At 64.6% G+C, this 23,171-nt stretch carries 20 protein-coding genes and 1 pseudogene; 20 read left to right on the top strand and 1 reads right to left on the bottom strand.

Annotated features, from left to right (window positions below):
- The first annotated feature begins 44 nt into the window (after window positions 1–44).
- The 15 genes from RM2_RS03265 (at window position 45) to RM2_RS25045 (ending at window position 16,108) form a co-directional block, all read left to right on the top strand.
- Entirely contained in the window at window positions 45–359 is a 315-nt protein-coding gene (locus RM2_RS03265) for a type VII secretion target (protein WP_072687394.1), read from the top strand.
- Window positions 356–1,087 carry a WXG100 family type VII secretion target gene (locus RM2_RS03260; RefSeq protein WP_072687393.1) on the top strand — a complete coding sequence of 244 codons (732 nt, stop codon included), beginning with the start codon at window positions 356–358 and terminating at the stop codon, window positions 1,085–1,087. The genes RM2_RS03265 and RM2_RS03260 overlap by 4 nt, the downstream gene beginning before the upstream one ends.
- Window positions 1,080–1,487 (top strand): hypothetical protein, encoded by a 408-nt coding sequence (locus RM2_RS03255; RefSeq protein ID WP_072687392.1) that lies wholly within the window; start codon window positions 1,080–1,082, stop codon window positions 1,485–1,487. The genes RM2_RS03260 and RM2_RS03255 overlap by 8 nt, the downstream gene beginning before the upstream one ends.
- Before the next feature lie 27 nt (window positions 1,488–1,514).
- Window positions 1,515–2,237 carry a mycofactocin biosynthesis peptidyl-dipeptidase MftE gene (gene mftE / locus RM2_RS03250; RefSeq protein ID WP_072687391.1) on the top strand — a complete coding sequence of 241 codons (723 nt, stop codon included), beginning with the start codon at window positions 1,515–1,517 and terminating at the stop codon, window positions 2,235–2,237.
- 130 nt (window positions 2,238–2,367) lie between these two features.
- Window positions 2,368–3,768 carry a mycofactocin biosynthesis glycosyltransferase MftF gene (gene mftF, locus RM2_RS03245; protein WP_072687390.1) on the top strand — a complete coding sequence of 467 codons (1,401 nt, stop codon included), beginning with the start codon at window positions 2,368–2,370 and terminating at the stop codon, window positions 3,766–3,768.
- Window positions 3,768–5,246, top strand: a complete 1,479-nt coding sequence (gene mftG, locus RM2_RS03240) for a mycofactocin dehydrogenase MftG (RefSeq protein WP_072687389.1) — start codon at window positions 3,768–3,770, stop codon at window positions 5,244–5,246. Before mftF ends, mftG begins: the two co-directional genes overlap by 1 nt.
- A 66-nt stretch (window positions 5,247–5,312) precedes the next feature.
- Complete coding sequence (locus RM2_RS03235) at window positions 5,313–6,623, top strand: transcriptional regulator (protein WP_072687388.1); 1,311 nt, start codon at window positions 5,313–5,315, stop codon at window positions 6,621–6,623.
- Window positions 6,624–6,690: 67 nt separating this feature from the next.
- Window positions 6,691–8,214: an aldehyde dehydrogenase gene (adh, locus tag RM2_RS03230; protein ID WP_072687387.1), complete on the top strand. Its 1,524-nt coding sequence runs from the start codon at window positions 6,691–6,693 to the stop codon at window positions 8,212–8,214.
- Entirely contained in the window at window positions 8,214–8,756 is a 543-nt protein-coding gene (locus RM2_RS03225; protein ID WP_072687386.1) for a DUF779 domain-containing protein, read from the top strand. Before adh ends, RM2_RS03225 begins: the two co-directional genes overlap by 1 nt.
- Window positions 8,757–8,886: 130 nt before the next feature.
- Window positions 8,887–10,341, top strand: a complete 1,455-nt coding sequence (eat, locus tag RM2_RS03220) for an ethanolamine permease (protein ID WP_072687484.1) — start codon at window positions 8,887–8,889, stop codon at window positions 10,339–10,341.
- On the top strand, window positions 10,338–11,753 hold the full coding sequence (locus tag RM2_RS03215) for an ethanolamine ammonia-lyase subunit EutB (protein WP_072687385.1): 1,416 nt from the start codon (window positions 10,338–10,340) through the stop codon (window positions 11,751–11,753). Before eat ends, RM2_RS03215 begins: the two co-directional genes overlap by 4 nt.
- A complete protein-coding gene (eutC, locus tag RM2_RS03210; RefSeq protein WP_072687384.1) occupies window positions 11,746–12,513 on the top strand; it encodes an ethanolamine ammonia-lyase subunit EutC in 768 nt (255 codons plus the stop codon). The genes RM2_RS03215 and eutC overlap by 8 nt, the downstream gene beginning before the upstream one ends.
- Before the next feature lie 88 nt (window positions 12,514–12,601).
- Window positions 12,602–13,900, top strand: coding sequence for an HAD family hydrolase (locus tag RM2_RS03205; protein ID WP_245813713.1), 1,299 nt, complete (start codon window positions 12,602–12,604; stop codon window positions 13,898–13,900).
- 151 nt (window positions 13,901–14,051) lie between these two features.
- Window positions 14,052–15,689 (top strand): AMP-binding protein, encoded by a 1,638-nt coding sequence (locus RM2_RS03200; RefSeq protein ID WP_072687383.1) that lies wholly within the window; start codon window positions 14,052–14,054, stop codon window positions 15,687–15,689.
- A gap of 149 nt (window positions 15,690–15,838) precedes the next feature.
- On the top strand, window positions 15,839–16,108 hold the full coding sequence (locus tag RM2_RS25045) for a GlsB/YeaQ/YmgE family stress response membrane protein (RefSeq protein WP_072687482.1): 270 nt from the start codon (window positions 15,839–15,841) through the stop codon (window positions 16,106–16,108).
- A gap of 60 nt (window positions 16,109–16,168) precedes the next feature.
- Here RM2_RS25045 and RM2_RS03190 read toward each other — a convergent pair.
- A pseudogene (locus RM2_RS03190) lies at window positions 16,169–16,720 on the bottom strand (SACE_7040 family transcriptional regulator); the annotation flags it as partial.
- A gap of 223 nt (window positions 16,721–16,943) precedes the next feature.
- On the opposite strand from RM2_RS03190, the gene RM2_RS03185 reads away from it, so the two are divergent.
- The 5 genes from RM2_RS03185 to RM2_RS03165 are packed head-to-tail and all read left to right on the top strand — an operon-like array spanning window position 16,944 to window position 23,108.
- On the top strand, window positions 16,944–18,533 hold the full coding sequence (locus RM2_RS03185; RefSeq protein ID WP_072687382.1) for a carboxyl transferase domain-containing protein: 1,590 nt from the start codon (window positions 16,944–16,946) through the stop codon (window positions 18,531–18,533).
- Window positions 18,534–18,539: 6 nt separating this feature from the next.
- A complete protein-coding gene (locus RM2_RS03180; RefSeq protein ID WP_072687481.1) occupies window positions 18,540–20,555 on the top strand; it encodes an acetyl/propionyl/methylcrotonyl-CoA carboxylase subunit alpha in 2,016 nt (671 codons plus the stop codon).
- On the top strand, window positions 20,552–21,805 hold the full coding sequence (locus tag RM2_RS03175; RefSeq protein ID WP_072687381.1) for an acyl-CoA dehydrogenase family protein: 1,254 nt from the start codon (window positions 20,552–20,554) through the stop codon (window positions 21,803–21,805). Before RM2_RS03180 ends, RM2_RS03175 begins: the two co-directional genes overlap by 4 nt.
- Window positions 21,802–22,293 carry a MaoC family dehydratase gene (locus RM2_RS03170; protein ID WP_072687380.1) on the top strand — a complete coding sequence of 164 codons (492 nt, stop codon included), beginning with the start codon at window positions 21,802–21,804 and terminating at the stop codon, window positions 22,291–22,293. The genes RM2_RS03175 and RM2_RS03170 overlap by 4 nt, the downstream gene beginning before the upstream one ends.
- The gene (locus tag RM2_RS03165; protein WP_072687379.1) at window positions 22,290–23,108 is read left to right on the top strand and encodes an HpcH/HpaI aldolase/citrate lyase family protein; all 819 of its coding nucleotides are present in this window, start codon (window positions 22,290–22,292) and stop codon (window positions 23,106–23,108) included. Before RM2_RS03170 ends, RM2_RS03165 begins: the two co-directional genes overlap by 4 nt.
- Window positions 23,109–23,171: the final 63 nt, after the last annotated feature.

The raw sequence follows: 23,171 nt of genomic DNA, 5'->3' as shown, positions 1-23,171 counted from the left end.
TCGCCGGACTGGTACCTTCATCCGGTCCTCGAGGAGGGGGCGAAATGACTCTGAAAGTAGATCCCGAAGAACTGACTAGTTTTGCGCGCCGAACAGAGGACTTGTCGGGCCAATGCATGAGGGCTGCCGATCATGTGGAGCAGTGGTTGACGCTCGATGCTTCTGATGTTGGTGTGATCTTCCAGCCGGTTCTGTCGCAGGTGAACGACATGCGCGATGTACTCGTCGCGAACCTTGATTCCCTTCGACGGTTGACCGAAGGGTCGGCGCAGAATCTTGCCGATGCGGCGTCAAGTTATCGTGAGCAGGAACCGGCAAACGCCGCCAGGCTCGCCGCGGTCGGGAACGGGTTGTCATGACCGAACCCACCTCGGCACTGACGACGCCTGTTGCGGAGGACCCGGTACCAAATCTCCTCGAGAACGCACTGGACGGTTCACTGACCGGCCCGTCATACCTAGTCGGAGAGGCCATGGTCTTCTGCGACATGGTCGGAACGAACGACCCGTGGGCGATCGTATCCGACCAGTTGGCCGGTGACTGGCAGGCCGTGCAAACCGCGGGGAAATCTCTCGAAGGCCTTGCGGAGTTCAACACCCTGATGGCTAAGGAACTCTCGTCCGCGACGTCGACTGCCAGGGAGTCGTGGAAGGGCGAAGCGGCCGCCGAGGCCGAGCGTTACTTCTCTGAGTTGAGTGAGGTAGTCGGGCGTCAGAGCAGCGCGATTCGCAGCATGGCCAAGCAGCTTGACCAGACCTCGATGGGTGTGTACGAAGCATCGGAGTCGATCAAGGACTTGATAGGCATGCTTATCGACTCGCTGATCGGAGTTACTGTCAGCGCTGCCGCCTCGGTAGTTGCAGCGTCGTCAGGGTTAGGCGCTCCCGCAGCCCTTGCCTTCCTCGCATCGGCACTACTGATGGCGAAGAGGGCGTGGGATTTCGTCGGCATGATTCACAAGTGGTTGGGACGTGCCTGGGCTGGCGCACAGGCGACCGTAGGTTTGATGGCGGGTTACCTGGGCACGGTTAAAGACACTCCGCTGCCTGCGCTTCCGACGTCCTCCTATCAATTCGGGGGTGCGTGACGTGCAACCGAACCAGGAACCGCTGTTGGGAGTGTTGCGTGACGACCCAGCGTTGGCCGCCCAGTTGCGGAAGTCGGTTCAGATGCTGGCCGACAAGTCGCCCGACCCTGCGATGCGCGGATTGTTACTCGAGGTTCTCGGCGGCCAGAAGAGCCTGCGCGATGTCGTGACGACGACGAATTTCCCGGAGGTGTTCCGGCCGTACGCCGAGGCTGCGGTCGACGAAGCTGCGCAAATGACGGAGGACGAGAAGGAAGCGCTGGCGGCGGAGGGGCGTCGTCAGATCGATGCGGAGTACGAGGCCACTCGCTCAGCCGCCGGGCGTCTCGAATCGGAAGAAGGCGATGACGGCGATGACTACTTCCGGAATCGCGGTTCGATCTTGAACACGGGCTGGTAGTCACCACCTGTCACCTACCATCGACGGGTGCCTGACTCCGGAGAACTTGCTGACGCCGTGTGGCCCGAGATGGGGCGGGGCGCGTCGACGGTGGTCGTCCCTGTCGGCTCGCTCGAACAGCACGGCCCGCATCTTCCCCTCGACACCGATACCGCGATCGCGTCGGCGGTGGGGCGCGCCCTCTCCGACGTACTCATCGCGCCGGCTATCGCATATGGCGCGAGCGGCGAGCATGAGGAGTTTCCGGGAACCGTGTCGCTGGGCTCGCAGGCCTTGGAATCGGTTCTCGTCGAGTACGGTAGGTCGGCGTGCAGGTGGGCAGGGAGGGTCCTGTTCATCAACGGCCACGGCGGAAACGGACCCGCGCTGGTCAAGGCTGTCACCTTGCTACGCTTCGAGGCCCGCGACGTTGCCTGGGTGCCGTGTGCAGTGCCAGGCGCCGACGCGCACGCAGGTCGGACGGAAACGTCTTTGTTGCTGCACCTTTCACCCGGTCGCGTGCGGATGTCCAGAGCCGAGCCCGGGAACAAAGAACCTATCGCAAGCTTGCTCCCCCGACTGCGTGAAGGCGGTATGGTCACCGTGTCCGCCAACGGCGTGCTCGGTGACCCGACAGGCGCCACGGCCGCGGAGGGGGAACAGTTCTTCAGCGCACTTGTCGAACGCGTCACCAAGGCACTAGCCCGGTGGGAGCCGGGCCCAGATGGAAGGCTCCGGTGGGAACCGGACCTTGACGGGAGGCTCACATGATGTGTACGGGCGTCTTCGAGTTGCCGAGGACGAATTTTCTGCACCCCCTGACCACCAATTTCCGGAGTGCCGTGCCAATCAATTTTCGGCATGCCCTGCCAGCAATCTCCGATCCGCATACCATCCTCTGATGCGCCAAGCTCGACTTCCCGATGGATTCGGGATCCGAATCGACCCCAAGGTTCGCGCATATTCCGGAGGTCGAGTTCTCATCGGAGGTTCGCCGACTCGGATGTTGAAGCTTGCACCCACCGCCGCGGCCATGATCGGCGACGGCTACCTCGAGGTCGTCGACTCGGTGTCCGCGGTGGTCGCGCGCCGACTCCTCGACTCGGGCGTCGCGAACCCCCGACCCATGAGCACGCCCTCACCCCGAGATGTCACGGTCGTCATTCCGGTGAAGAACAACGTGTCCGGTCTGCACCGGGTCCTGGCGTCGCTCCGCAGTATTGAGGTGATCGTCGTCGACGACGGGTCCGACGTCCCGATCGTGGTCCCCGCGCTGGAGAACAGGTGCGGTGGTCGTGTCACCGTCCTGCGACATGAGACCGCGAAAGGCCCAGCCGCAGCACGGAATACCGGTCTGCGTCACGCTGCGACCCCGTTCGTGGCGTTCCTGGACTCCGACGTCCTACCCCGCACGGGCTGGATCGAGGTCATGCTCGGCCACTTCAGTGATCCGGCGGTCGCTCTCGTGGCGCCGAGGATAGTGGCTCTCGAACCCGAGTCGAGCACCCTCGCACGGTATGAGCATGCCCGTTCCTCACTCGACCTGGGACGTCGGGAGTCAGCGGTCCAGTCCGGTAGCGCGGTGTCCTACGTTCCGAGCGCCGCCGTGATCGCCCGACGCGAGGTTCTCGAAGAGTTCGGCGGTTTCGACGAGTCCATGCACGTCGCCGAGGACGTCGACTTGTGCTGGCGACTGCAGGAATCCGGTTGGCGGTTGCGCTACGAACCGGTGGCCCACGTTGCACACGACCACCGGGTGTCGTTCGGAAAATGGTTCGACCGCAAGATGTTCTACGGAACCGGTGCGGCGCCCCTCGCGGCAAGGCACGTCGGCAAGGTCGCTCCTCTGTCGATGTCGCCGTGGACCTTCTTTGCATGCGTCGCCGCTGCCAGTTGTACTCGGCTGGGTCTTCTGGGAGCCGTCGCCACCCTCGCCATGATGTTGCTGCGTCTGCGCCGGATGTTCACGGCGATCGACCAGCCCACCCGCATCGCCGCCATCCTTGCCGCGCAGGGCTTCGTCGGAGGCGCGTGGCAGTTGGCGTCCGCGCTGTGTCGCCACTATTGGCCGATCACAATCCTGGCTGTGTTGGTCTCGAGACGGATTCGTCGCATCGCTCTGGCCGTCGCGGTCGCCGAAGGGGTTGCCGACTGGGCCACGCACCGTGAGCCCGGGGGACTGGGGCCGCTGCGGCACACGGTGTTCAAGCGGATGGATGACATCGCCTACGGTGCCGGGCTCTGGAAAGGTGCGCTGGTCGCCCGCGACCTCGACGCATTGAAGCCGCGGTTGAAGCGGTAGTGGTCGATCCGATTCGTGTCGCAGACGTCGTGGTCGTCGGTGGAGGTTCGAGCGGATGTGTCGTGGCGGCGCGACTCAGCGAGAATCCCGATCGATCGGTTCTCCTGCTCGAGTCCGGACCCGGGTATCGGTCGATGCTCGACTGTCCCGTACGGGATTATCGAGTCGTGCCGATGGGTGCGGGCAGTGCCTATGCACAGATCTACGGTGTCGAGTTGGCGTCGAGTGTGCGCTCGACGACGGTGCGCGGCCGAGTCCTGGGCGGGTCAGGAGCTGTCAACGGTGCGTACTTCATTCGAGGAACGAGCACGGACTTCGATCTCTGGCCTGGGTCGTGGTCGTACGAGAACGTACTGCCCACGTTCCGGGCACTCGAGCGCGACATCGATTACGACGGGCCGTGGCATGGCAAGACGGGGCCGATGCCGGTGCGCAGGCAGCCCGCGGAGCGGTGGAGCGAGATCAGCGAAGCGTTTCGGGACGCCGCGCTGGAGAGGGGGTATCCGGAGGAGCCCGACAAGAACGGCACCGGCACCGGCGGCGGTGGTGTCGGTCCGGTGCCACTCAACGTCGACGGTGGTGTTCGAGTCAGTACCGCGATGGCGTATCTGCTGCCTGCGTGGAATCGACCCAACCTGACGGTCGAGTCGAACACCGATGTCGTGCGGATTCTCTTCTCCGGCAACAAGGTAATCGGTGTCGAGGTCGAGACCGAAGGAGTGCGGCGGAGGATTCACTCCCGGCGAGTCGTCCTCGCGGCCGGGCCCATCGAAACTCCGATCCTGTTGATGCTTTCCGGAATTGGTATGGCTGATCATTTGAGGGACAATGATATTTCCGTCATTCTCGACGCGCCAGGGGTGGGCAGCGATTTCAGTGATCATCCGGAAGTGGCCCTTCCGTATCGTGTCCGTGGTTCATTGCATCGTGATGACACAAGTCCGGTGGTCGAGACGGTCCTGAACACCGGCGACATCGAGATCCGTCCCTATACGGCTCCGTTCGACGTCCTTGTCCCGGGATCTGGGCAGCGAGATCAGGTTCTCGGGGTCGGTCTGATGGTCACCGAGAGCCGGGGTGACATTCGGCTGACGTCAGACGATCGCAGCGACCGTCCGTACATCGAATACCGCTACGCGCAGTCGGTATCCGACCGGCGGGCGATGCGCGAAGGGCAGGCAATCGGATTGGATCTTCTCCAGTCGCCGGCCATGAGTCGGCTTGTCGTGCCGCTGTACGAGGAGGTGTCCGACCGTTCGGCGCTCGCCCATCTTGGGACGTCACACCACCTGTGCGGAAGTTGCAGGATGGGGGGGAGTGACGATGCGACCGCAGTCGTGGACGAACGCGGCAACGTGCGGGGTGTGGAAGGACTGACCATCGCCGACACCTCGGTGCTCCCTGTGGTTCCCAGCCGCGGCCCGCACGCCACAGCGGTCATGGTCGCCGAGCGCATCAGCATCTTCCTGGCGGAATGACGGAGGGGATGACCCAGCCCAGTGTGACCCGAGTTACAGTATTCAGACACGCCGTGGAGGATTTCGATGGAGAATCAACCGCCCAAGCGGGGCAATCCGTGGGTCGCGTTGCGCCCAGGGGACGACGTCGCTCTGCGTGCACGCCGAGTGTCCTCGGCGCATCGGTTGTTCGTCGACCATCACAGGCCTGTCGATGACAACCAGGATGGGAAGTCCGTCCGATCCGTCGTCCTGGACTCGTGGATCCGCAGCGCACAAAAGGGAGTGAATCCGGACGGGTCGGCGCGGTCCGTCGATCGGTCGGGCGTAGATCTGGCCTCATACCGGGCGGCGCATCCGATGTCGATCATTCGGCCGGTAGTGCGCAAACTTCTCGTCGAGGACGCCGCCGACACCGGTCTGCTGGTGGCCATCGCGGACGAGAAGGGTCACTTGCTCTGGGTCGAAGGTGATTCCTCGGCCAAGGACCGCGCGCTGCAGATGAACTTTGTCGAAGGTTCCGACTGGAGTGAGGACACTGTCGGTACCAACGCGCCGGGAACTGCGCTGGCACTCGATCACTGCGTGCAGATATTCGGGGCGGAGCATTTCATCCGCCAGGCACACGACTGGAGCTGTACGGCGGCCCCCGTTCACGACCCGGCCACGGGAATAATCGTCGGTGCCATCGACATCACCGGTGGGCCGCGGGTGGCTGTGCCCGAGGTTCTGTCGTTGATCAGGGCAACTGTCGCGGCCGCCGAGGCAGAGTTGCGGTTGCATCTGCTGCATTCGCGGAGTGCGCTGGCCGACACCGTGTTGCGGTTGGAGGTGCTCGGATTGGGACGTCCGAGCCTGCTGCGCGACGGTGAACGCATTCCGCTGTCACAAAGGCACGCCGAGATTCTCCTGCTCCTGGCCGAGCATCCGGAGGGGCTGAGTTCGGATCGTCTTGCAGTCCTCCTCGACGAGAGCGAACTCGATGCTGTCACCATTCGCGCTGAGATGTCTCGTCTGCGTAAGGTTTTCGGTCCCTCGAATCTCGGTTCACGGCCCTATCGACTACTTACCGAGTTGGGATCGGACGTGCGACAGGTGCGCGGCGCTCTGGACCGCGGCGAACTGGCCTCGGCCCTCGACGTCTACTCCGGTCCGGTACTCCCCGGATCGGAGGCGCCGGGAGTGGAGGACCTTCGCGAGGAGTTGTGGGCACGGGTGCAGGCGGCGATGCTGCGTGAGGGCGATCAGCAGCTCCTGGCCCAGTGGACGACATCCGTCCACGGCAGGCGGGACGTTGTGGCGTGGGAGGCGTACCTGGCAGGCCTCGACCCGCATTCACCCCTTCATGTGCAGGTCAAGTCGCGAATCGATCTGTTCGATCGGCAGTACGCAACGTAGTTGCAACGGTACGGCCAGTAGTGTTGTGAGTCACACCCAAAAAATTCACTACACCAGGGAGTCACCCATGACCGTGTATACCCGCCCGGGTTCACCTGACGCCATCATGTCCTTTCAATCGCGCTACGACAACTGGATCGGCGGCCAGTGGATCGCGCCAGTCAAGGGCCAGTACTTCGAGAATCCGACCCCCGTCACGGGGCAGTCGTTCTGCGAGGTCGCACGTTCGACATCGGAGGACATCGAACTGGCCCTCGACGCAGCGCACGCTGCCGCTCCGGCCTGGGGCAAGACGTCGGTCGCCGAGCGCGCGATCATTCTCAACAAGATCGCCGACCGCATCGAGGAGAACCTCGAGTCCATTGCGCTGGCCGAGTCCTGGGACAACGGTAAGCCGATCAGGGAGACCCTGAACGCCGACATTCCGTTGGCCATCGACCACTTCCGGTACTTCGCAGGCGCGATCCGAGCACAGGAAGGCGCCCTCTCGGAGATCGACTCCGACACCGTGGCCTACCACTTCCACGAGCCGCTGGGCGTCGTCGGCCAGATCATTCCGTGGAACTTCCCCATCCTCATGGCGGTGTGGAAGCTTGCTCCGGCGCTCGCGGCGGGCAATGCCGTCGTCCTCAAGCCGGCCGAGCAGACCCCGGCGTCGATCCTGCACCTGATCTCGATCATCGGCGATCTGCTGCCGGCGGGTGTGTTGAACATTGTCAACGGATTCGGTGTCGAGGCGGGCAAGCCGCTGGCGTCGAGCCCGCGGATCAAGAAGATCGCGTTCACCGGTGAGACCACCACCGGTCGCCTCATCATGCAATACGCGTCGCAGAACCTGATCCCGGTTACTCTCGAGCTCGGTGGCAAGAGTCCCAACATTTTCTTCTCCGACGTGCTTTCCTCCAATGACGACTTCCAGGACAAGGCGCTCGAGGGCTTCACGATGTTCGCCCTCAACCAGGGTGAGGTGTGCACCTGCCCATCGCGTTCGTTGATCCAGGAGGACATCTTCGACGAGTTCCTGGCGATGGCAGCGATCCGCACCAAGGCCGTGCGTCAGGGCAACCCCCTCGATACCGACACCATGATCGGTGCCCAGGCATCCAACGACCAGCTCGAGAAGATCCTCTCCTACATCGAGATCGGCAAGGGTGAGGGCGCCAAGGTCATCACGGGCGGTGAGCGTGCCGAGCTCGGCGGCGATTTGTCCGGCGGCTACTACGTGCAGCCGACGATCTTCACCGGACAGAACAAGATGCGTATCTTCCAGGAGGAGATCTTCGGCCCCGTCGTCTCCGTTACCTCGTTCAAGGACTACGACCAGGCCATCGAGATCGCCAACGACACTCTGTACGGCCTAGGTGCCGGCGTCTGGTCGCGGGATGGCGGCGTCGCCTACCGGGCGGGCCGCGACATCCAGGCGGGTCGGGTGTGGACCAACACCTACCACCAGTACCCCGCGCACGCAGCGTTCGGTGGCTACAAGCAGTCCGGTATCGGCCGTGAGAACCATCTGATGATGCTCGAGCATTACCAGCAGACGAAGAACCTACTGGTCAGCTACGCGCAGAAGGCCCAGGGCTTCTTCTGATGGACAAGGCCCGGGCGCCTGGTCGCCTGAAGGCAACTGCCGGGGCGGTGGAACTTCTCCGCCGCCTCGGCGGTATCCATGGGCCACTGATGATGCATCAGTCGGGTGGGTGCTGCGACGGCTCCGCGCCCATGTGCTACCCCGACGGCGAGTTCATCGTCGGCGACCGGGACGTGCTGCTCGGTGTCCTCGATCTGCGTCTCGGTGCCGGAGAGATGCCGTCCACCCGGCCCGAAGGCGCCGATGCTGTGCCGGTGTGGATTTCCGGTTCGCAGTTCGAGGTATGGAAGCACACTCAGTTGGTGCTCGACGTCGTGCCGGGTCGCGGTTCCGGGTTCAGCCTCGAAAGTCCAGAAGGCATGAGGTTTCTCAGCCGTGCTCGCGCCTTCTCTCCCGACGAGAACGAGCAACTTTCCGCCGAGGATGTCATCGTCGGCGAGAGATGGGAGCAGGGTTGGCGGCCTGCGCCATCACTCGAACCGCAAGTGGTCGCCGAAGCAGTCGACGCGTGTCCGGTTCCGGGTTCGCGCGTCAATTTGTAACACCTTGTAGGGAATCATTTCTGGGGTTTACGTCGTCGTCACGATCCGTTGACACGGCGTGTACGCATCGCACCTAGGGTTCGCTGCGGCGCGACCGCGCCGCAGCGAAACGGCCGACACGGGGGACGGAATGTCACGAGTAGAAGTATCCAAGAATTCCGGAGCGGTCCAACATCACGATGCCGCCGACTTCCACTCGGAAGACAGCAGTTATCTGGAGAAGCGCACTCTGAGAAAGGGCTCGGCGGGCTGGGTCTTGCTCGCCGGTCTCGGTGTCAGCTACGTGATCTCCGGTGACTTCGCTGGATGGAACAACGGGCTTGCCGAGGGGGGATTCGGCGGCCTGCTGATTGCCGCCGTCGTCATCGCGGGCATGTATCTGGCAATGGTCCTGGGGATGGCCGAGATGTCCTCCGCACTGCCCGCCGCTGGCGGCGGTTACACCTTCGCGAGACGCGCGCTCGGTCCCTGGGGTGGATTCGCCACCGGCACAGCCATTCTCATCGAGTACGCGATCGCACCCGCGGCGATCGCCACCTTCATCGGCAGCTACGTCGAATCGCTGAACCTGTTCGGCATCACCGACGGCTGGTGGGTGTACCTGGCGGTCTACGCCATCTTCATCGGAATTCATCTGACGGGTGCGGGTGAGGCTCTCAAGGCCATGTTCGTCATCACGGCGATAGCGCTGGTCGGTCTTGTGATCTTCGCGGTCGCGGCGATCGGCATGTTCGATGTGAGCAATCTGACGGACATCGCCCCGACCGATGCGGTGGGCGCATCTACCTTTCTGCCCTTCGGCCTGTTCGGGATCTGGGCTGCCGTTCCGTTCGCCATCTGGTTCTTCCTCGCCGTCGAAGGCGTCCCGCTCGCCGCGGAGGAGGCGCGTGAGCCGGAGAAGAACGTTCCGCGCGGAATCATCATGAGCATGCTGATCCTCATCGTCACGGGCGCTGTCGTGCTGTTCCTGGCGACGGGCGCGATGGGAGCCGCTGGCCTGGCGGACTCCGGCAACCCGCTGGTCGAGGCCCTCGGTGATGGAACCGCCGCGAAGGTGGTCAACTACATCGGCCTAGCCGGTCTGGTCGCGAGCTTCTTCTCGATCATGTACGCGTACTCGCGGCAGACGTTCGCTCTTTCGCGTGCCGGCTACCTGCCGAGGAACCTGTCGATCACCAACTCCCGCAAGGCACCCACACTCGCATTGATCGTGCCGGGTGTCATCGGATTCGTGCTCTCGCTCACCGGTGCAGGCGCGATGCTGCTGAACATGGCGGTGTTCGGAGCAGCCGTCAGTTACGTCCTGATGATGGTCAGCCACATCGTCCTGCGCAAGCGCGAGCCGCAGATGAATCGCCCGTACCGCACGCCGGGTGGCATCGCCACCACGTCGTTCGCGCTTGTGATCGCGGCTGCCGCGGTGATCGCCACCTTCCTCGTCGATCCCGTCGCGGCACTGTGGACGTTTATCGCATTCGTCGCGTTCATGGCTTACTTCGGCTTATACAGCCGGCATCACCTCGTTGCCAATTCGCCCGATGAGGAGTTTGCTGTTCTTGCAGAGGCGGAGGAAGAATTGGAATGACCATCTACAGCCACGGGGTAGCAGGAGTCGGATACACGTTCGACGGACTCGTCGACCTGCTGGCGAAGGCGACACCGCTCCGCAGCGGGGACGAACTCGCAGGGTGCGCCGCATCGTCGGACGCCGAACGCGCTGCGGCGCAGTGGGCTCTTGCTGACGTCACTCTCGGCACCTTCCTGAACGAGCTTGTCGTGCCGTACGAGGATGACGAGGTCACGAGACTCATCATCGATTCGCACGACCGGGTCGCGTTCGCTGAGATCTCGCATCTGACGGTCGGTGGACTCCGCGACTGGTTGCTCGATGTCGCGGCGAGGGAGGACGCGGCGGAGACGTTCCGCCGCGTCGCCCCCGGTTTCACCCCGGAGATGGTGGCGGCGGTCAGCAAGATTATGCGCAACCAGGATCTCATCGCGGTTGCGCGGGCCGTGACGGTGACGGCCGGGTTCCGGACGACGCTCGGTGTACCCGGGCGCCTCGCAACGCGTTTGCAGCCGAATCATCCGACCGATGACCCGCGCGGAATCGCGGCCGCCACTCTCGATGGTCTGCTGCTCGGCTGCGGTGACGCCGTGATCGGAATCAACCCGGCCACCGACTCGCCCCATGCGACCGCAGAATTGCTCCGCCTGCTCGACGACATCCGGCAACGCTTCGACATTCCCGCGCAGTCGTGCGTTCTGTCGCACGTCACCACCACGATGGGCCTGATCGCCGAGGGTGCACCGGTAGATCTCGTCTTTCAGTCCATCGCCGGTACGCAGGGCGCCAATTCCGGGTTCGGCGTGAATATCTCGTTGCTCCGCGAGGCCAACGCGGCCGGCCGTTCGCTGAAGCGGGGAACCGTCGGGGACAACGTGATGTATCTCGAAACCGGTCAGGGTTCGGCGCTCAGCGCGGGAGCGCATCTCGGCATCAGTGGCCGCGCCGTCGACCAGCAAACCCTCGAGGCGAGGGCGTACGCGGTGGCCCGTGACCTGGAACCGCTGTTGATCAACACGGTCGTGGGGTTCATCGGTCCGGAATACCTCTACGACGGCAAACAGATCATCCGGGCGGGACTCGAAGATCACTTCTGTGGGAAGCTGCTGGGTCTGCCGATGGGCGTCGATGTTTGCTACACCAATCATGCGGAAGCGGACCAGGACGATATGGACACGCTGCTCACTCTGCTAGGAGTGGCCGGTACCGCCTTCGTCATCACGGTGCCCGGCGCCGACGACGTGATGCTCGGATACCAGAGCCTGTCTTTCCACGACTCCCTCTATGCGCGTCAGGTGCTCGGACTTCGGGCCGCTCCGGAGTTCGAGGATTGGATGCGTCGCCTCGGCATGGTCGATGACGTAGGCAGGGTTCTCCCGGTCGATGCGGCAGCCTCGCCACTCCGGGTCCTGACGGGGCGCCATGAGTGATCCTGCTCGGCAAGACTTCTGGGATGAACTGCGCGCCACGACGCAGGCGCGCATCGGACTCGGCCGGGCGGGCGACGCACTTCCGACCGAGCGTGTGCTCGAGTTGCGTTCGGCGCACGCCGCGGCCCGTGATGCCGTACATCAACCGCTGGACTCTGAGGTGTTGGTGGACCATGTCGAGGCGGTCGGCCTGGGCCGGCCCGTGGTGGTCACCAGTAAGGCGTCGGATCGAGGGGAGTACCTACGGCGACCGGACCTGGGCCGCACACCCGCCGATCTGTCGGCGGTGCAAGCAGGGAACGCCGAGGTGGGTTTCGTTCTCGCCGACGGTCTGTCGCCGAGGGCACTCGACGATCACGGGGTTTCGCTCCTTTCCGCCCTGGTCACGGAGTTCGACGGAACCTACACGCTGGCCGCACCTGTGATCGCAACCCAAGCCAGGGTCGCGCTCGGAGACCACATCGCGCACGCGATGGGGGTGCAGACGCTCGTCCTGCTGGTCGGGGAGCGGCCGGGGCTGTCGGTAGCGGACAGCGTCGGCGTCTATCTCACGCATCTACCCCGGCCCGGACGCACTGACGCGGACAGGAACTGCGTCTCCAACATCCATCCCCCCGAGGGGCTCGGCTACCAGCATGCAGCCCGCGTGGTGGCGGGCCTCATTGCCGGAGCGCGGAGACTGGGCCGGTCAGGCGTCGACCTGAAGGACACTTCCCGCTCGAACCAGTTGCCCCCCGGCGAGGTTGTGAGCCTGGAGTGAGCCCCTCGACCCTCTCGCACCCTCTGTTCGGTCCAATCCAAGTCAACGCGCTGTGAAGTGGGCAGCGCGTACGGAGATGAGGTTAGTCATGAAGTCGTTACGTGCCCGATCCATGTGGATGGGTTCACTCTCGCTCTCGCTCACATTGCTGGCCGCCGCATGCACGTCGGGCAGCGGGGAAGCGGCAGGGTCGCGGGCCGGAGAGATCAGTTCCTGCCGATCGTTGGATTCGACCCTCGAATGGTACGGAGACAACCGGCAGGAACTTGATCAACTGATCGCCCGCGCCGGCGAATGCGGGGGTGGCGGCGATGTGGCGGATGGTGCCCCGCTGGCGTTGTTCGACTGGGACAACACCGTGGTCAAGAATGACGTCGGCTACGCGACCGCGTACTGGATGATCAAGAACGACAAGGTCCTCCAACCCCCGGATCGGGACTGGACGGCCACGAACCGGAACATGACGGCCCAGGCAGCCTCCGCGCTCGCCGCCGCGTGCGGCGGGGAAGTGGAACCGGGGCAACCACTCCCGACCGGTTCCGACCTCGATTGCGCGGACGAGATTCTGGCCGTCCTCGACGGGGAGACCACCGCGGGGGAGCCCGCGTTCGCCGGCTACGACCACCGGCGCAACGACCCTTCATACGCGTGGTTCGCGCAACTCATGGGCGGTCATTCGGTGCAGGACATCACCGATTTCGCGCGGGCGGCGCGAGCCGAGAACCTCGCGGCACCGGAGGGCGCCGAGCAGACGGTCGGCACTCACCAGGTGGACGCTTCCGTGCGCTACTACCCGCAGATGGTGGATCTCATCGACACCCTCCGCGCCAACGGTTTCGATGTCCGGATCATCTCCGCGTCGACCGAGCAGGTCGTGCGGGTGTGGGCTCAGGAACTCGGATTCGAGCCGGACCGGGTGATGGGGGTGCGCCCCCTCGTCGACAACGGGATCATCACCCGGCACCTGGTGGGGTGTGGCGATGTACCCGACGGTGATGACGGTGTGGTTCCCTACGTCGATGGAAAGCGGTGCCAGGTCAACCAGGTGGTGTTCGGTGTGACCGGTGCGGACGCGTTCGCAGCGCTGCCCTCCGAGGAGCGCCAGGTGTTCGCCGCCGGCGATACGGGCACCGATGTGACGTTCCTCAGTGACGCGACCGGGGCCCGGCTGGTCCTCAATCGGAACAACCCCGAGCTGATGTGCAATGCCTACGACAACAGTGACGGAAAATGGTTGATCAACCCGATGTTCCTGCAGCCGAAGGCACAGGCGTCGCAGCCGTACCCGTGCTCGTCCACGGCCTTCGTCGACGCGGCCGGAACCAAAGGGCCGGTTCACCGGGTCGACGGTTCGGTGATCGAGGACCAGGTCGACTCCGTCTACTGAGTGGCCATCCGGTTCTCGCATGGTGACCGGCGCCCCTCGCCGCGAAGTATGCCCGTAGAACAGTTCAACCAGGAGTAAGTTCGACCGCGGAAAGGGTCGGCCGACCGGCTTTTCGTAGGCGTCAACTGGGGCGCCTGGAGAGGAATCAGCGATGACAACGCCGCTCCCCAGCTACACCTCCGGCGTGTGGGATGCCCCGATGCTGGGCGATACCATCGGAGACGACTTCGACTTGACGGTGGAAGCTCACGCGGGCCGTGACGCTCTCGTCGACCGACCCTCGGGCCGCCGGTGGACGTACGCCGAACTCGCGCGGGACGTCGACGCTGTGGCGGTGGGGCTGTTGAAGCGGGGCATCGCCAAGGGCGACAGGGTGGGAATCTGGGCACCGAACTGCCCCGAGTGGACGTTGATCCAGTATGCGACCGCGAAGATTGGTGCGATCCTCGTCAACATCAACCCCGCCTACCGGGCCCACGAATTGCTGTACGTCCTCGAGCAGTCGGGGATTCGCCTGCTCGTATCGGCACCGGAGTTCAAGTCGTCCGACTACGCGGCGATGATCGAGACGGTCCGGCCCAACTGTCCGGACCTCCAGATGGTGGTGCTGCTGGGCAGTGACGACTGGAACCAGCTGAGCGCTGACGGGGTGGCCGCGCACGTGTCAGATCCATCAATGCTCGCGGCCGCGCAGCGAGCGCTGTCGTCGGACGATCCGATCAACATCCAGTACACCTCGGGAACAACAGGTTTCCCGAAGGGCGCGACATTGAGCCACCACAACATCCTGAACAACGGATTCTTCGTCGGAGAGCTGTGCCACTACACCGAGAACGACCGGGTGTGCATCCCGGTGCCGTTCTACCACTGCTTCGGCATGGTGATGGGGAACTTGGCCTGTACGAGTCACGGTGCGACCATGGTCATTCCGGGGCCGTCCTTCGATGCGAAATCGACGCTCGAGGCTGTCGAAGCGGAGAAGTGTACGTCGCTGTACGGCGTGCCGACGATGTTCATCGCGGAACTCGCCGAACCGGACTTCGCGCAGTTTGATCTGTCGAGCCTGCGTACCGGAATCATGGCCGGGTCGCCGTGTCCGGTGGAAGTGATGAAGCAGGTCATCGAACAGATGGGCATGGGGGAAATCTCGATCTGCTACGGCATGACCGAGACGTCTCCGGTGTCGCTGCAGACGCGGTCGGACGACACGATTGATCAGCGTGTGTCGACCGTTGGGCGGGTGGGTCCGCATCTCGAGGTCAAGATCGTTCATCCGGCAACGGGATCGACCGTTCCACGAGGTACGCCGGGGGAGCTCTGCACGCGTGGGTACTCGGTGATGCTGGGGTATTGGAGCAACCCTGAGAAGACCGCGGAAGCGATCGATGCGGGACGGTGGATGCACACCGGTGACATCGGGGTGATGGATTCCGAGAGCTACGTCGCGATCACCGGGCGGATCAAGGACATGGTCATCCGCGGCGGTGAGAACGTGTACCCCCGTGAGATCGAGGAGTTCCTCTACACCCACCCCGACATCCTCGACGCTCAGGTCATCGGGGTGCCCGACGCCAAGTACGGCGAGGAGCTGATGGTGTGGGTGCGGATGAAGGACGGTGCCGAACCACTGGACGCGGCGAAGGTGCGCGAGTTCTGCACCGGCAAGCTCGCGCATTACAAGATCCCGAAGTACGTGCACGTCGTCGACGAGTTTCCGATGACCGTGACGGGAAAGGTGCGCAAGGTCGAGATGCGTCAGAAGTCCCTCGCGCTCATCAGGCAGGCCTGATCCGTCGCGGTAGGGGGACGTCGGCGATCCATTCGGCAACGATTTTCTCGACTGGTGCCGAACAACTGGCTCAACTAGTTATGTTCGAAGGGGCCGGTGGTGCTCTTCCGGTCGCGCGATCGGGAATTGCGTGTTGAGAGGAGAGGTCCATGTTCTGGAACATCATCGGCACGATCATCTTCGGTGCGGTCATCGGTGTGCTCGCGCGCCTGGTGATCCCCGGAAAGCAGGCGATGGGGTGGGTCATCACCGTCGCCCTCGGTGTCGCGGGAGCTCTCATCGGATACTGGGTATGGGACGGGCTTCTCGGCCAGGGTGACACCAGTGGAGTCGACTGGATCCGATGGCTCATCAGCATCGGCGCTGCGGCTGTCCTCGTCCTTGCGTACACCTCGATGTCCCGTAAGAGCCGCTCCTAGCGGGTGTGACTCCGCAGCCCGTGAGTGCTTCTTCGCCGACCTGAGCCAAGAAGCATTCTCGGGGTTCAGGCATGCAATGACCATGTTACGCAATACCTTCCGTGTCCGCGAAGGGGTTGCCGGGTCGGCGCTGTGTGGGGTTGAGTTGATGAGCCCGAACGTGGCGTGCGCCTTGGTGCGTGCATCCGTCTCGTCCAGTGAAGGATTCACCTGCAGAAGCACTTTCACCCACACCTCCACGTACTTTCGCTGCGTCTGCCGTACCTCCCGCCGAGACACGATGGGAAGGCTCTCGAGGTCGCGGTCCTGGATGCGAATCAGGTCGGGTTCGCCGAGTGCGAAGTCGAGATGGAAGTCGATCAAACCCTCGAGTGCATCCTCCGGGGTCGGGGCCTTCGCGACGACGCCCGAGCCGCCCTCGAGCAGTCGTGTACTGATTCCCACCAGCAGTTCCACGAGGACCGCGTCCTTGTTGGGGAAGTGCCGGTAGACCGCGGGGCCACTGATACCTGCAGCCGAGCCGAGGTCTTCGAGCCTGACGCCGAGGAAGCCGCGTTCGGCGATAAGTCGAGCCGCGGCGTCGAGTAGCTGGCGACGACGATCCGCTTTCATCTGCCCGCGGTGGGTGCTCGGAGCGTCGGTCGCTTCGGCGGTAGCGCTGGAGTCTGTGCTGTCGGCGGTCGTGGTCATCGTCTCGCCTCCCCTGGAGTGTGGTCTGGACAACTCAGTTAATCACAGTTATCTTAGAATCGGTTAGTGGAGATTAACTCATTGGGCGGGCGTTGGACGGAGAGTACGTCACCGACTACGGACGTCAACACGAGAAGGCGGCAGGATGACAGTGGGTGGAACCGCGATGCGAGAGTCCAATCGGGTCGCGCACACGGAATTGGTGGACGAGCTCCGGTCGCGGCTGGCGGTTGCCGCGCTCGGCGGCAGCGAGAAGTCGCGCGAGCGGCACGTCAGCCGAGGCAAGCTCCTGCCCCGCGATCGAGTCGACACCCTGCTCGACCCGGGCAGTCCCTTCCTGGAGATCGCACCTCTGGCAGCCAATGGCCTGTACGACGACGAGAGTCCGGGTGCGGGCATCATCGCCGGCATCGGCCGGGTGTCGGGACGTGAATGCGTCGTTGTCGCCAACGACGCCACGGTCAAGGGCGGCACCTACTACCCGATGACGGTGAAGAAGCATCTGCGCGCCCAGGAGGTCGCGCTGCAGAACCAGCTTCCGTGCATCTACCTCGTGGATTCCGGCGGCGCGTTCCTGCCGCGGCAGGATGAGGTGTTTCCCGACCGCGAGCACTTCGGGCGGATCTTCTACAACCAGGCGACCATGAGCGCCGCGGGCATCCCGCAGATCGCCGCGGTCCTGGGATCGTGTACTGCGGGTGGGGCCTACGTGCCTGCGATGAGCGACGAGGCGGTCATCGTCCGCAACCAGGGGACGATCTTCCTCGGCGGCCCGCCGCTGGTGAAGGCCGCCACCGGCGAGGTCGTCACGGCCGAGGAACTCGGCGGCGGTGACCTGCACTCCAAGGTCTCCGGTGTCACCGACCACCTGGCGGAGGACGACCAGGACGCGCTACGCATCGTTCGGAACATCGTCTCCACCCTCGGTCCGCGGGCGCCGCGCCCGTGGGACGTGTTGCCTGCGGTGCCGGCGACGGCACCACAGGACGAGCTCTACGACGTGGTTCCCACCGACCCACGCAGCCCCTACGACGTGCACGAGGTTGTCACCCGCATCGTCGACGGAGGCAATTTCCAGGAGTTCAAGGCGGACTACGGGAAGACCCTCATCACCGGGTTCGCGCATATTCACGGACACCCTGTTGGCATCATCGCGAACAACGGGGTGCTCTTCGCCGAGTCCGCGATGAAGGGAGCGCACTTCATCGAACTGTGCGACAAGCGCAGTATCCCGCTGGTCTTCCTGCAGAACATTGCGGGATTCATGGTCGGCCGCGACTATGAGGCCGGAGGCATCGCCAAGCACGGTGCCAAGATGGTGACGGCCGTGGCGTGCGCCCGAGTGCCCAAACTGACTGTCGTAATCGGCGGTTCGTACGGCGCGGGCAACTACTCGATGTGTGGGCGGGCGTACTCGCCCCGATTCCTGTGGATGTGGCCGAACGCCCGGATCTCGGTGATGGGTGGCGAGCAGGCAGCCTCGGTGCTGTCGACGGTGCGCAGCGAACAGCTGGACAGTGCGGGCAATCCTTGGTCGGCGGAGGATGAGGAGGCGTTCAAAGCCCCGATCCGCGACCAGTACGAGGCGCAGGGCAATCCGTATTATTCGACGGCCCGGTTATGGGACGACGGTATCATCGACCCCGCGGACACCAGAACTGTTCTCGGACTGGCGCTCTCGGTGTGTGCGAATGCACCGCTCGAGCCCGTCTCCTACGGCGTTTTCCGGATGTGAGTGGACATGACTGACACGACTCGAATCGACACCGTCCTGGTGGCCAACCGCGGCGAGATCGCGGTGCGCGTGATCCGCACGCTGCGGGCGATGGGTATCCGTTCCGTCGCCGTGTTCAGCGAGGCGGACCGCGATGCGCGGCACGTCCGCGAGGCCGACACCGCGGTCCTGCTCGGCCCCGCCGCGGCGCGGGAGAGCTACCTCGTGATCGAGAAGGTGATCGCAGCCGCGCAGAACACCGGCGCGCAGGCAATTCATCCCGGTTATGGCTTTCTGTCGGAGAATGCGAAGTTCGCCGGCGCGTGCGCCGATGCGAGCATCGCGTTCCTCGGCCCGTCCGCTCACGCCATCGAGGTGATGGGCGACAAGATCACCGCGAAGAATGCGGTTGCGAAGTTCGACGTCCCCGTCGTCCCGGGGATCGCCCGCCCCGGACTGTCCGACGACGAACTGACCGCCGCCGCCGAGGACATCGGATATCCGGTGCTCGTCAAACCGTCGGCGGGCGGCGGCGGCAAGGGCATGCGACTGGTCGAGCAACCCGGCATGCTGCCCGAGGCGCTCCGCAGCGCGCGACGGGAGGCGGCGTCGGCGTTCGGCGACGACACCCTGTTCCTCGAACGGTTCGTTTTGCGGCCCCGACATATCGAGGTGCAGATCCTGGCCGACCTACACGGCAACGTCGTGCATCTCGGCGAACGCGAGTGCAGTCTGCAGCGTCGGCACCAGAAGGTGATCGAGGAGGCGCCGTCGCCGCTGCTCGACGCAGTCACCCGTGCCCGCATCGGCGAGGCTGCCTGCAACACCGCCCGCAGCGTCGACTATTCCGGAGCCGGTACCGTCGAGTTCATCGTCTCCGCCGACACGCCGGATGAGTTCTTCTTCATGGAGATGAACACCCGCCTGCAGGTCGAGCACCCCGTGACCGAACTGGTCACCGGCCTCGACCTCGTCGAGTGGCAGGTTCGGGTTGCAACCGGTGAGCCGCTCGGCTTCACCCAGGACGACATCACTCTCAGCGGTCACGCGATCGAGGCCCGCGTCTATGCGGAAGACCCGAGCCGCGGATTCCTTCCCACCGGCGGTCTCGTCGCCGACGTCGTCGAACCGGAAGGCCCCGGGATCCGCGTCGACTCCGGCCTGAAGCCGGGCACCGTCGTCGGCAGCAACTACGATCCCATGCTCGCGAAAGTGATCGCCCATGCGGACGACCGTGCGGGTGCGCTCCGGAAGCTGGACCGCGCCCTCGCCGGGACCGGCGTGCTCGGTGTGGTCACCAACATCGAGTTCGCCCGGTTCCTACTCGCCGACCCGGACGTGGCCGAAGGCAACCTCGACACCGGTTTGCTCGACCGTCGGCTCGAGGACTTCGTGGCCGCGCAGGCCACCGACGCCGCGCTGATCGCCGCCGCCGCCTTCCGTTGGCTGCAGGGTTGGCCGGCACCTGAGAGCGGGAACGTCGATCCGTGGGACATCCCGAACGGCTGGCGCGGCGGCACGCCGGCGCCGACGAGTATCCGTCTCGCGTCTCCGACGCGGACCGATCACGTTCGGATCACCGGTACTCCCGCCGACGCCACCGCGTGGGTGGAAGACGGTGAGACCGTTTCCCTCACAGCCACACTCGACGGCACCACGCTGTCTGTGATCATCGCGGGCCGCCGGGAGATCTACACGGTGGCGCACACCGACGGGCACCTCTGGCTCGCCGGTTCGGACGGCACTGTCATGCTGCGCGAAGTCGAGGAACTGAGCGTGCGCACCGGGGAGGTCCACGCAGGAGAAGCCGAGATCACCAGCCCCATGCCCGGCACCGTCATCGCCGTGGGCACCGAATCCGGAGCATACGTCACCGCAGGTCAGTCACTCGTCGTGGTCGAGGCCATGAAGATGGAACACTCGCTCACCGCTCCCGTCGACGGCGTCGTCGACATTCGGGTGGCCGCCGGAGATCAGGTGATGGTCGACCAACTGCTCGCACTAGTCACCCCGCACACCGACACGAAAGAAGACCCGTCATGACCGAATTTTTCGCAACCGGGCAGCTTCCCGACGAGTACCAGCAGCTGGCGAAGACTGTCGCGGACTTCGCGAAGAACGTGGTGGCCCCCGTCGCCGCCGAGCACGACGCGAACCACACCTTCCCGTACGAGGTGGTGGCAGGCATGGCGGAGATGGGCCTGTTCGGTCTGCCATTCCCCGAGGAGTACGGCGGAATGGGCGGTGACTACTTCGCCCTCTGCCTCGCGCTCGAGGAACTCGGCAAGGTGGACCAGAGCGTGGCCATCACGCTCGAGGCCGGCGTGTCGCTGGGTGCGATGCCGATCTACCGCTTCGGCAACGAGCTGCAGAAGCAGGAGTGGTTGCCGCAGCTGACCAGCGGTAGGGCGCTCGCGGCGTTCGGCCTCACCGAACCCGGCGCGGGAAGCGATGCCGGCGGCACCAGGACCACCGCCAAGCTAGTCGGGGCGAGCGAAGCGACGGGGGATGTGACCGGGGCGAGCGAAGCGACGGGGGATGTGACCGGGGCGAGCGAAGCGACGGGGGGTGGATCGGGCGGTGAGTGGATCATCAACGGCAACAAGCAATTCATCACCAACTCCGGCACCGACATCACCAAGCTCGTCACCGTCACCGCGGTGACCGGAGTGACGGACGGTGGCAAGAAGGAGATCTCCACCATCCTGGTCCCGGCGTCGACGCCGGGCTTCACCGCCGAGCCCGCGTACAACAAGGTGGGCTGGAACGCCTCAGACACGCATCCGCTCACGTTCACCGATGTCCGGGTCCCTGAGGAGAACCTGCTCGGCGAGCGTGGACGCGGGTACGCGAATTTCCTGCGCATACTCGACGAGGGGCGCATTGCCATCGCGGCGCTGAGCGTCGGTGCCGCGCAGGGTTGTGTCGACGAGTCGGTCAAGTACGCCAAGGAGCGCGAGGCGTTCGGCCGCCCGATCGGGCAGAACCAGGCCATCGCCTTCAAGATCGCGCGCATGGAAGCTCGCGCCCACACGGCCCGCACCGCTTACTACGACGCCGCCGCACTGATGCTGTCGGGTAAGCCGTTCAAGAAGCACGCCGCGATCGCGAAGCTCGTCGCGTCCGAGGCCGCGATGGACAACGCCCGTGACGCGACGCAGATCCACGGCGGCTACGGGTTCATGAACGAGTACACCGTCGCCCGGCACTACCGCGACAGCAAGATCCTCGAGATCGGCGAGGGGACCACCGAGGTACAGCTCATGCTCATCGCGCGGGAGGTCGGCCTGTGACGTCCACGACGAACACCGAGCCCAATCGGATCGTGCAGCGCGGATTGTGGTTCGAGGAGTTCGAGCTGGGCACGGTATACGAGCACCGCCCCGGGCGCACGATCACCGAGGCCGACAACGTCCTGTTCACGACCCAGACGATGAACACTCAGGCGCTGCACCTCGACGCCGCATACAGCGCGGGCACCCAATTCGGTGAGCGCCTTGTCAATTCGATGTTCACATTGTCGACGCTCGTGGGTTTGTCGGTGGCGCAGTTGACGCAGGGCACGATCGTCGCGAACCTGGGGTTCTCGGAGATCAGCTTCCCGAAGCCGCTGTTCCATGGCGACACGTTGTACGCGGAGACGCGGATCGCGGACAAGCGGGAGTCGAAGAGTCGGCAGGGAGAGGGCATCGTCACGCTTGAGCACACGGGCCGCAACCAGAACGGCGAGGTTGTCGCCACCGCAACGCGCAAGACCCTCGTCCAGAAGAGGCCGTCGTGAGCTGGGAACTGCCGGGGCCGGCGTGGCTGTTCTGCCCGGCCGACCGGCCCGAGCGATACGCGAAGGCGGCCGCGGCCGCGGACGTCGTCATCATCGACCTCGAGGACGGAGTGGCCCCCGCTGACAAGGAAGCGGCGCGGGTGGCGCTCATCGACACACCGCTGGACCCCGACCGCACGGTCGTGCGGGTCAATCCGGTCGGCACCGGCGAGCACGATCTCGACCTGCTGGCCCTCGACCGCACCCAGTACACCCGGTTGATGTTGGCCAAGTGCGAGTCGGCTGATCAGGTGCTCTCGCTTGCGCCGCGGGAGGTGATTGCCCTCGTCGAGTCGCCCCTCGGGGCGCTCTCGGTCGGTGAGATTGCTCTGGCGGCCGGCACCATCGGAGTGATGTGGGGTGCGGAAGATCTTGTGGCCGCAATGGGCGGCAATTCCAGCCGCCGCGAAGACGGCAGCTACCGGGACGCTGCGACTGAGGTGCGGTCGTCGATGTTGCTGGCAGCCAAGGCGTATCACCGACTCGCTCTGGACTCGGTCTACCTCGACATCAAGGATCTGGACGGGCTTCGCAGCGAGGCACTCGACGCCGTCGCGGTTGGTTTCGACGTCAAGGTGGGCATCCATCCCAGCCAGGTCGAGGTGATCCGCGGGGCGTACGCGCCCTCCGAGAAGGACGTTGATTGGGCGAACCGGGTTCTTGCCGCGGTCGCCGATCATCGGGGAGTCTTCGCGTTCGAGGGAAAGATGGTAGATGCCCCGGTGCTCCGTCACGCCGAGGCGATTCTGCGCCGCAAGACGGGCAGAAACAGATGAGCCGGGTCTAGGCGTTCACCCCCTGCGGGCAGTCGTCGACCGTCTGCATTAGAGAATTACATC

It is taken from the genome of Rhodococcus marinonascens NBRC 14363, assembly GCF_001894885.1.
GTDB classification, from domain to species: domain Bacteria; phylum Actinomycetota; class Actinomycetes; order Mycobacteriales; family Mycobacteriaceae; genus Rhodococcus_F; species Rhodococcus_F marinonascens.
This window is presented reverse-complemented; position numbering and strand designations above follow the sequence as displayed.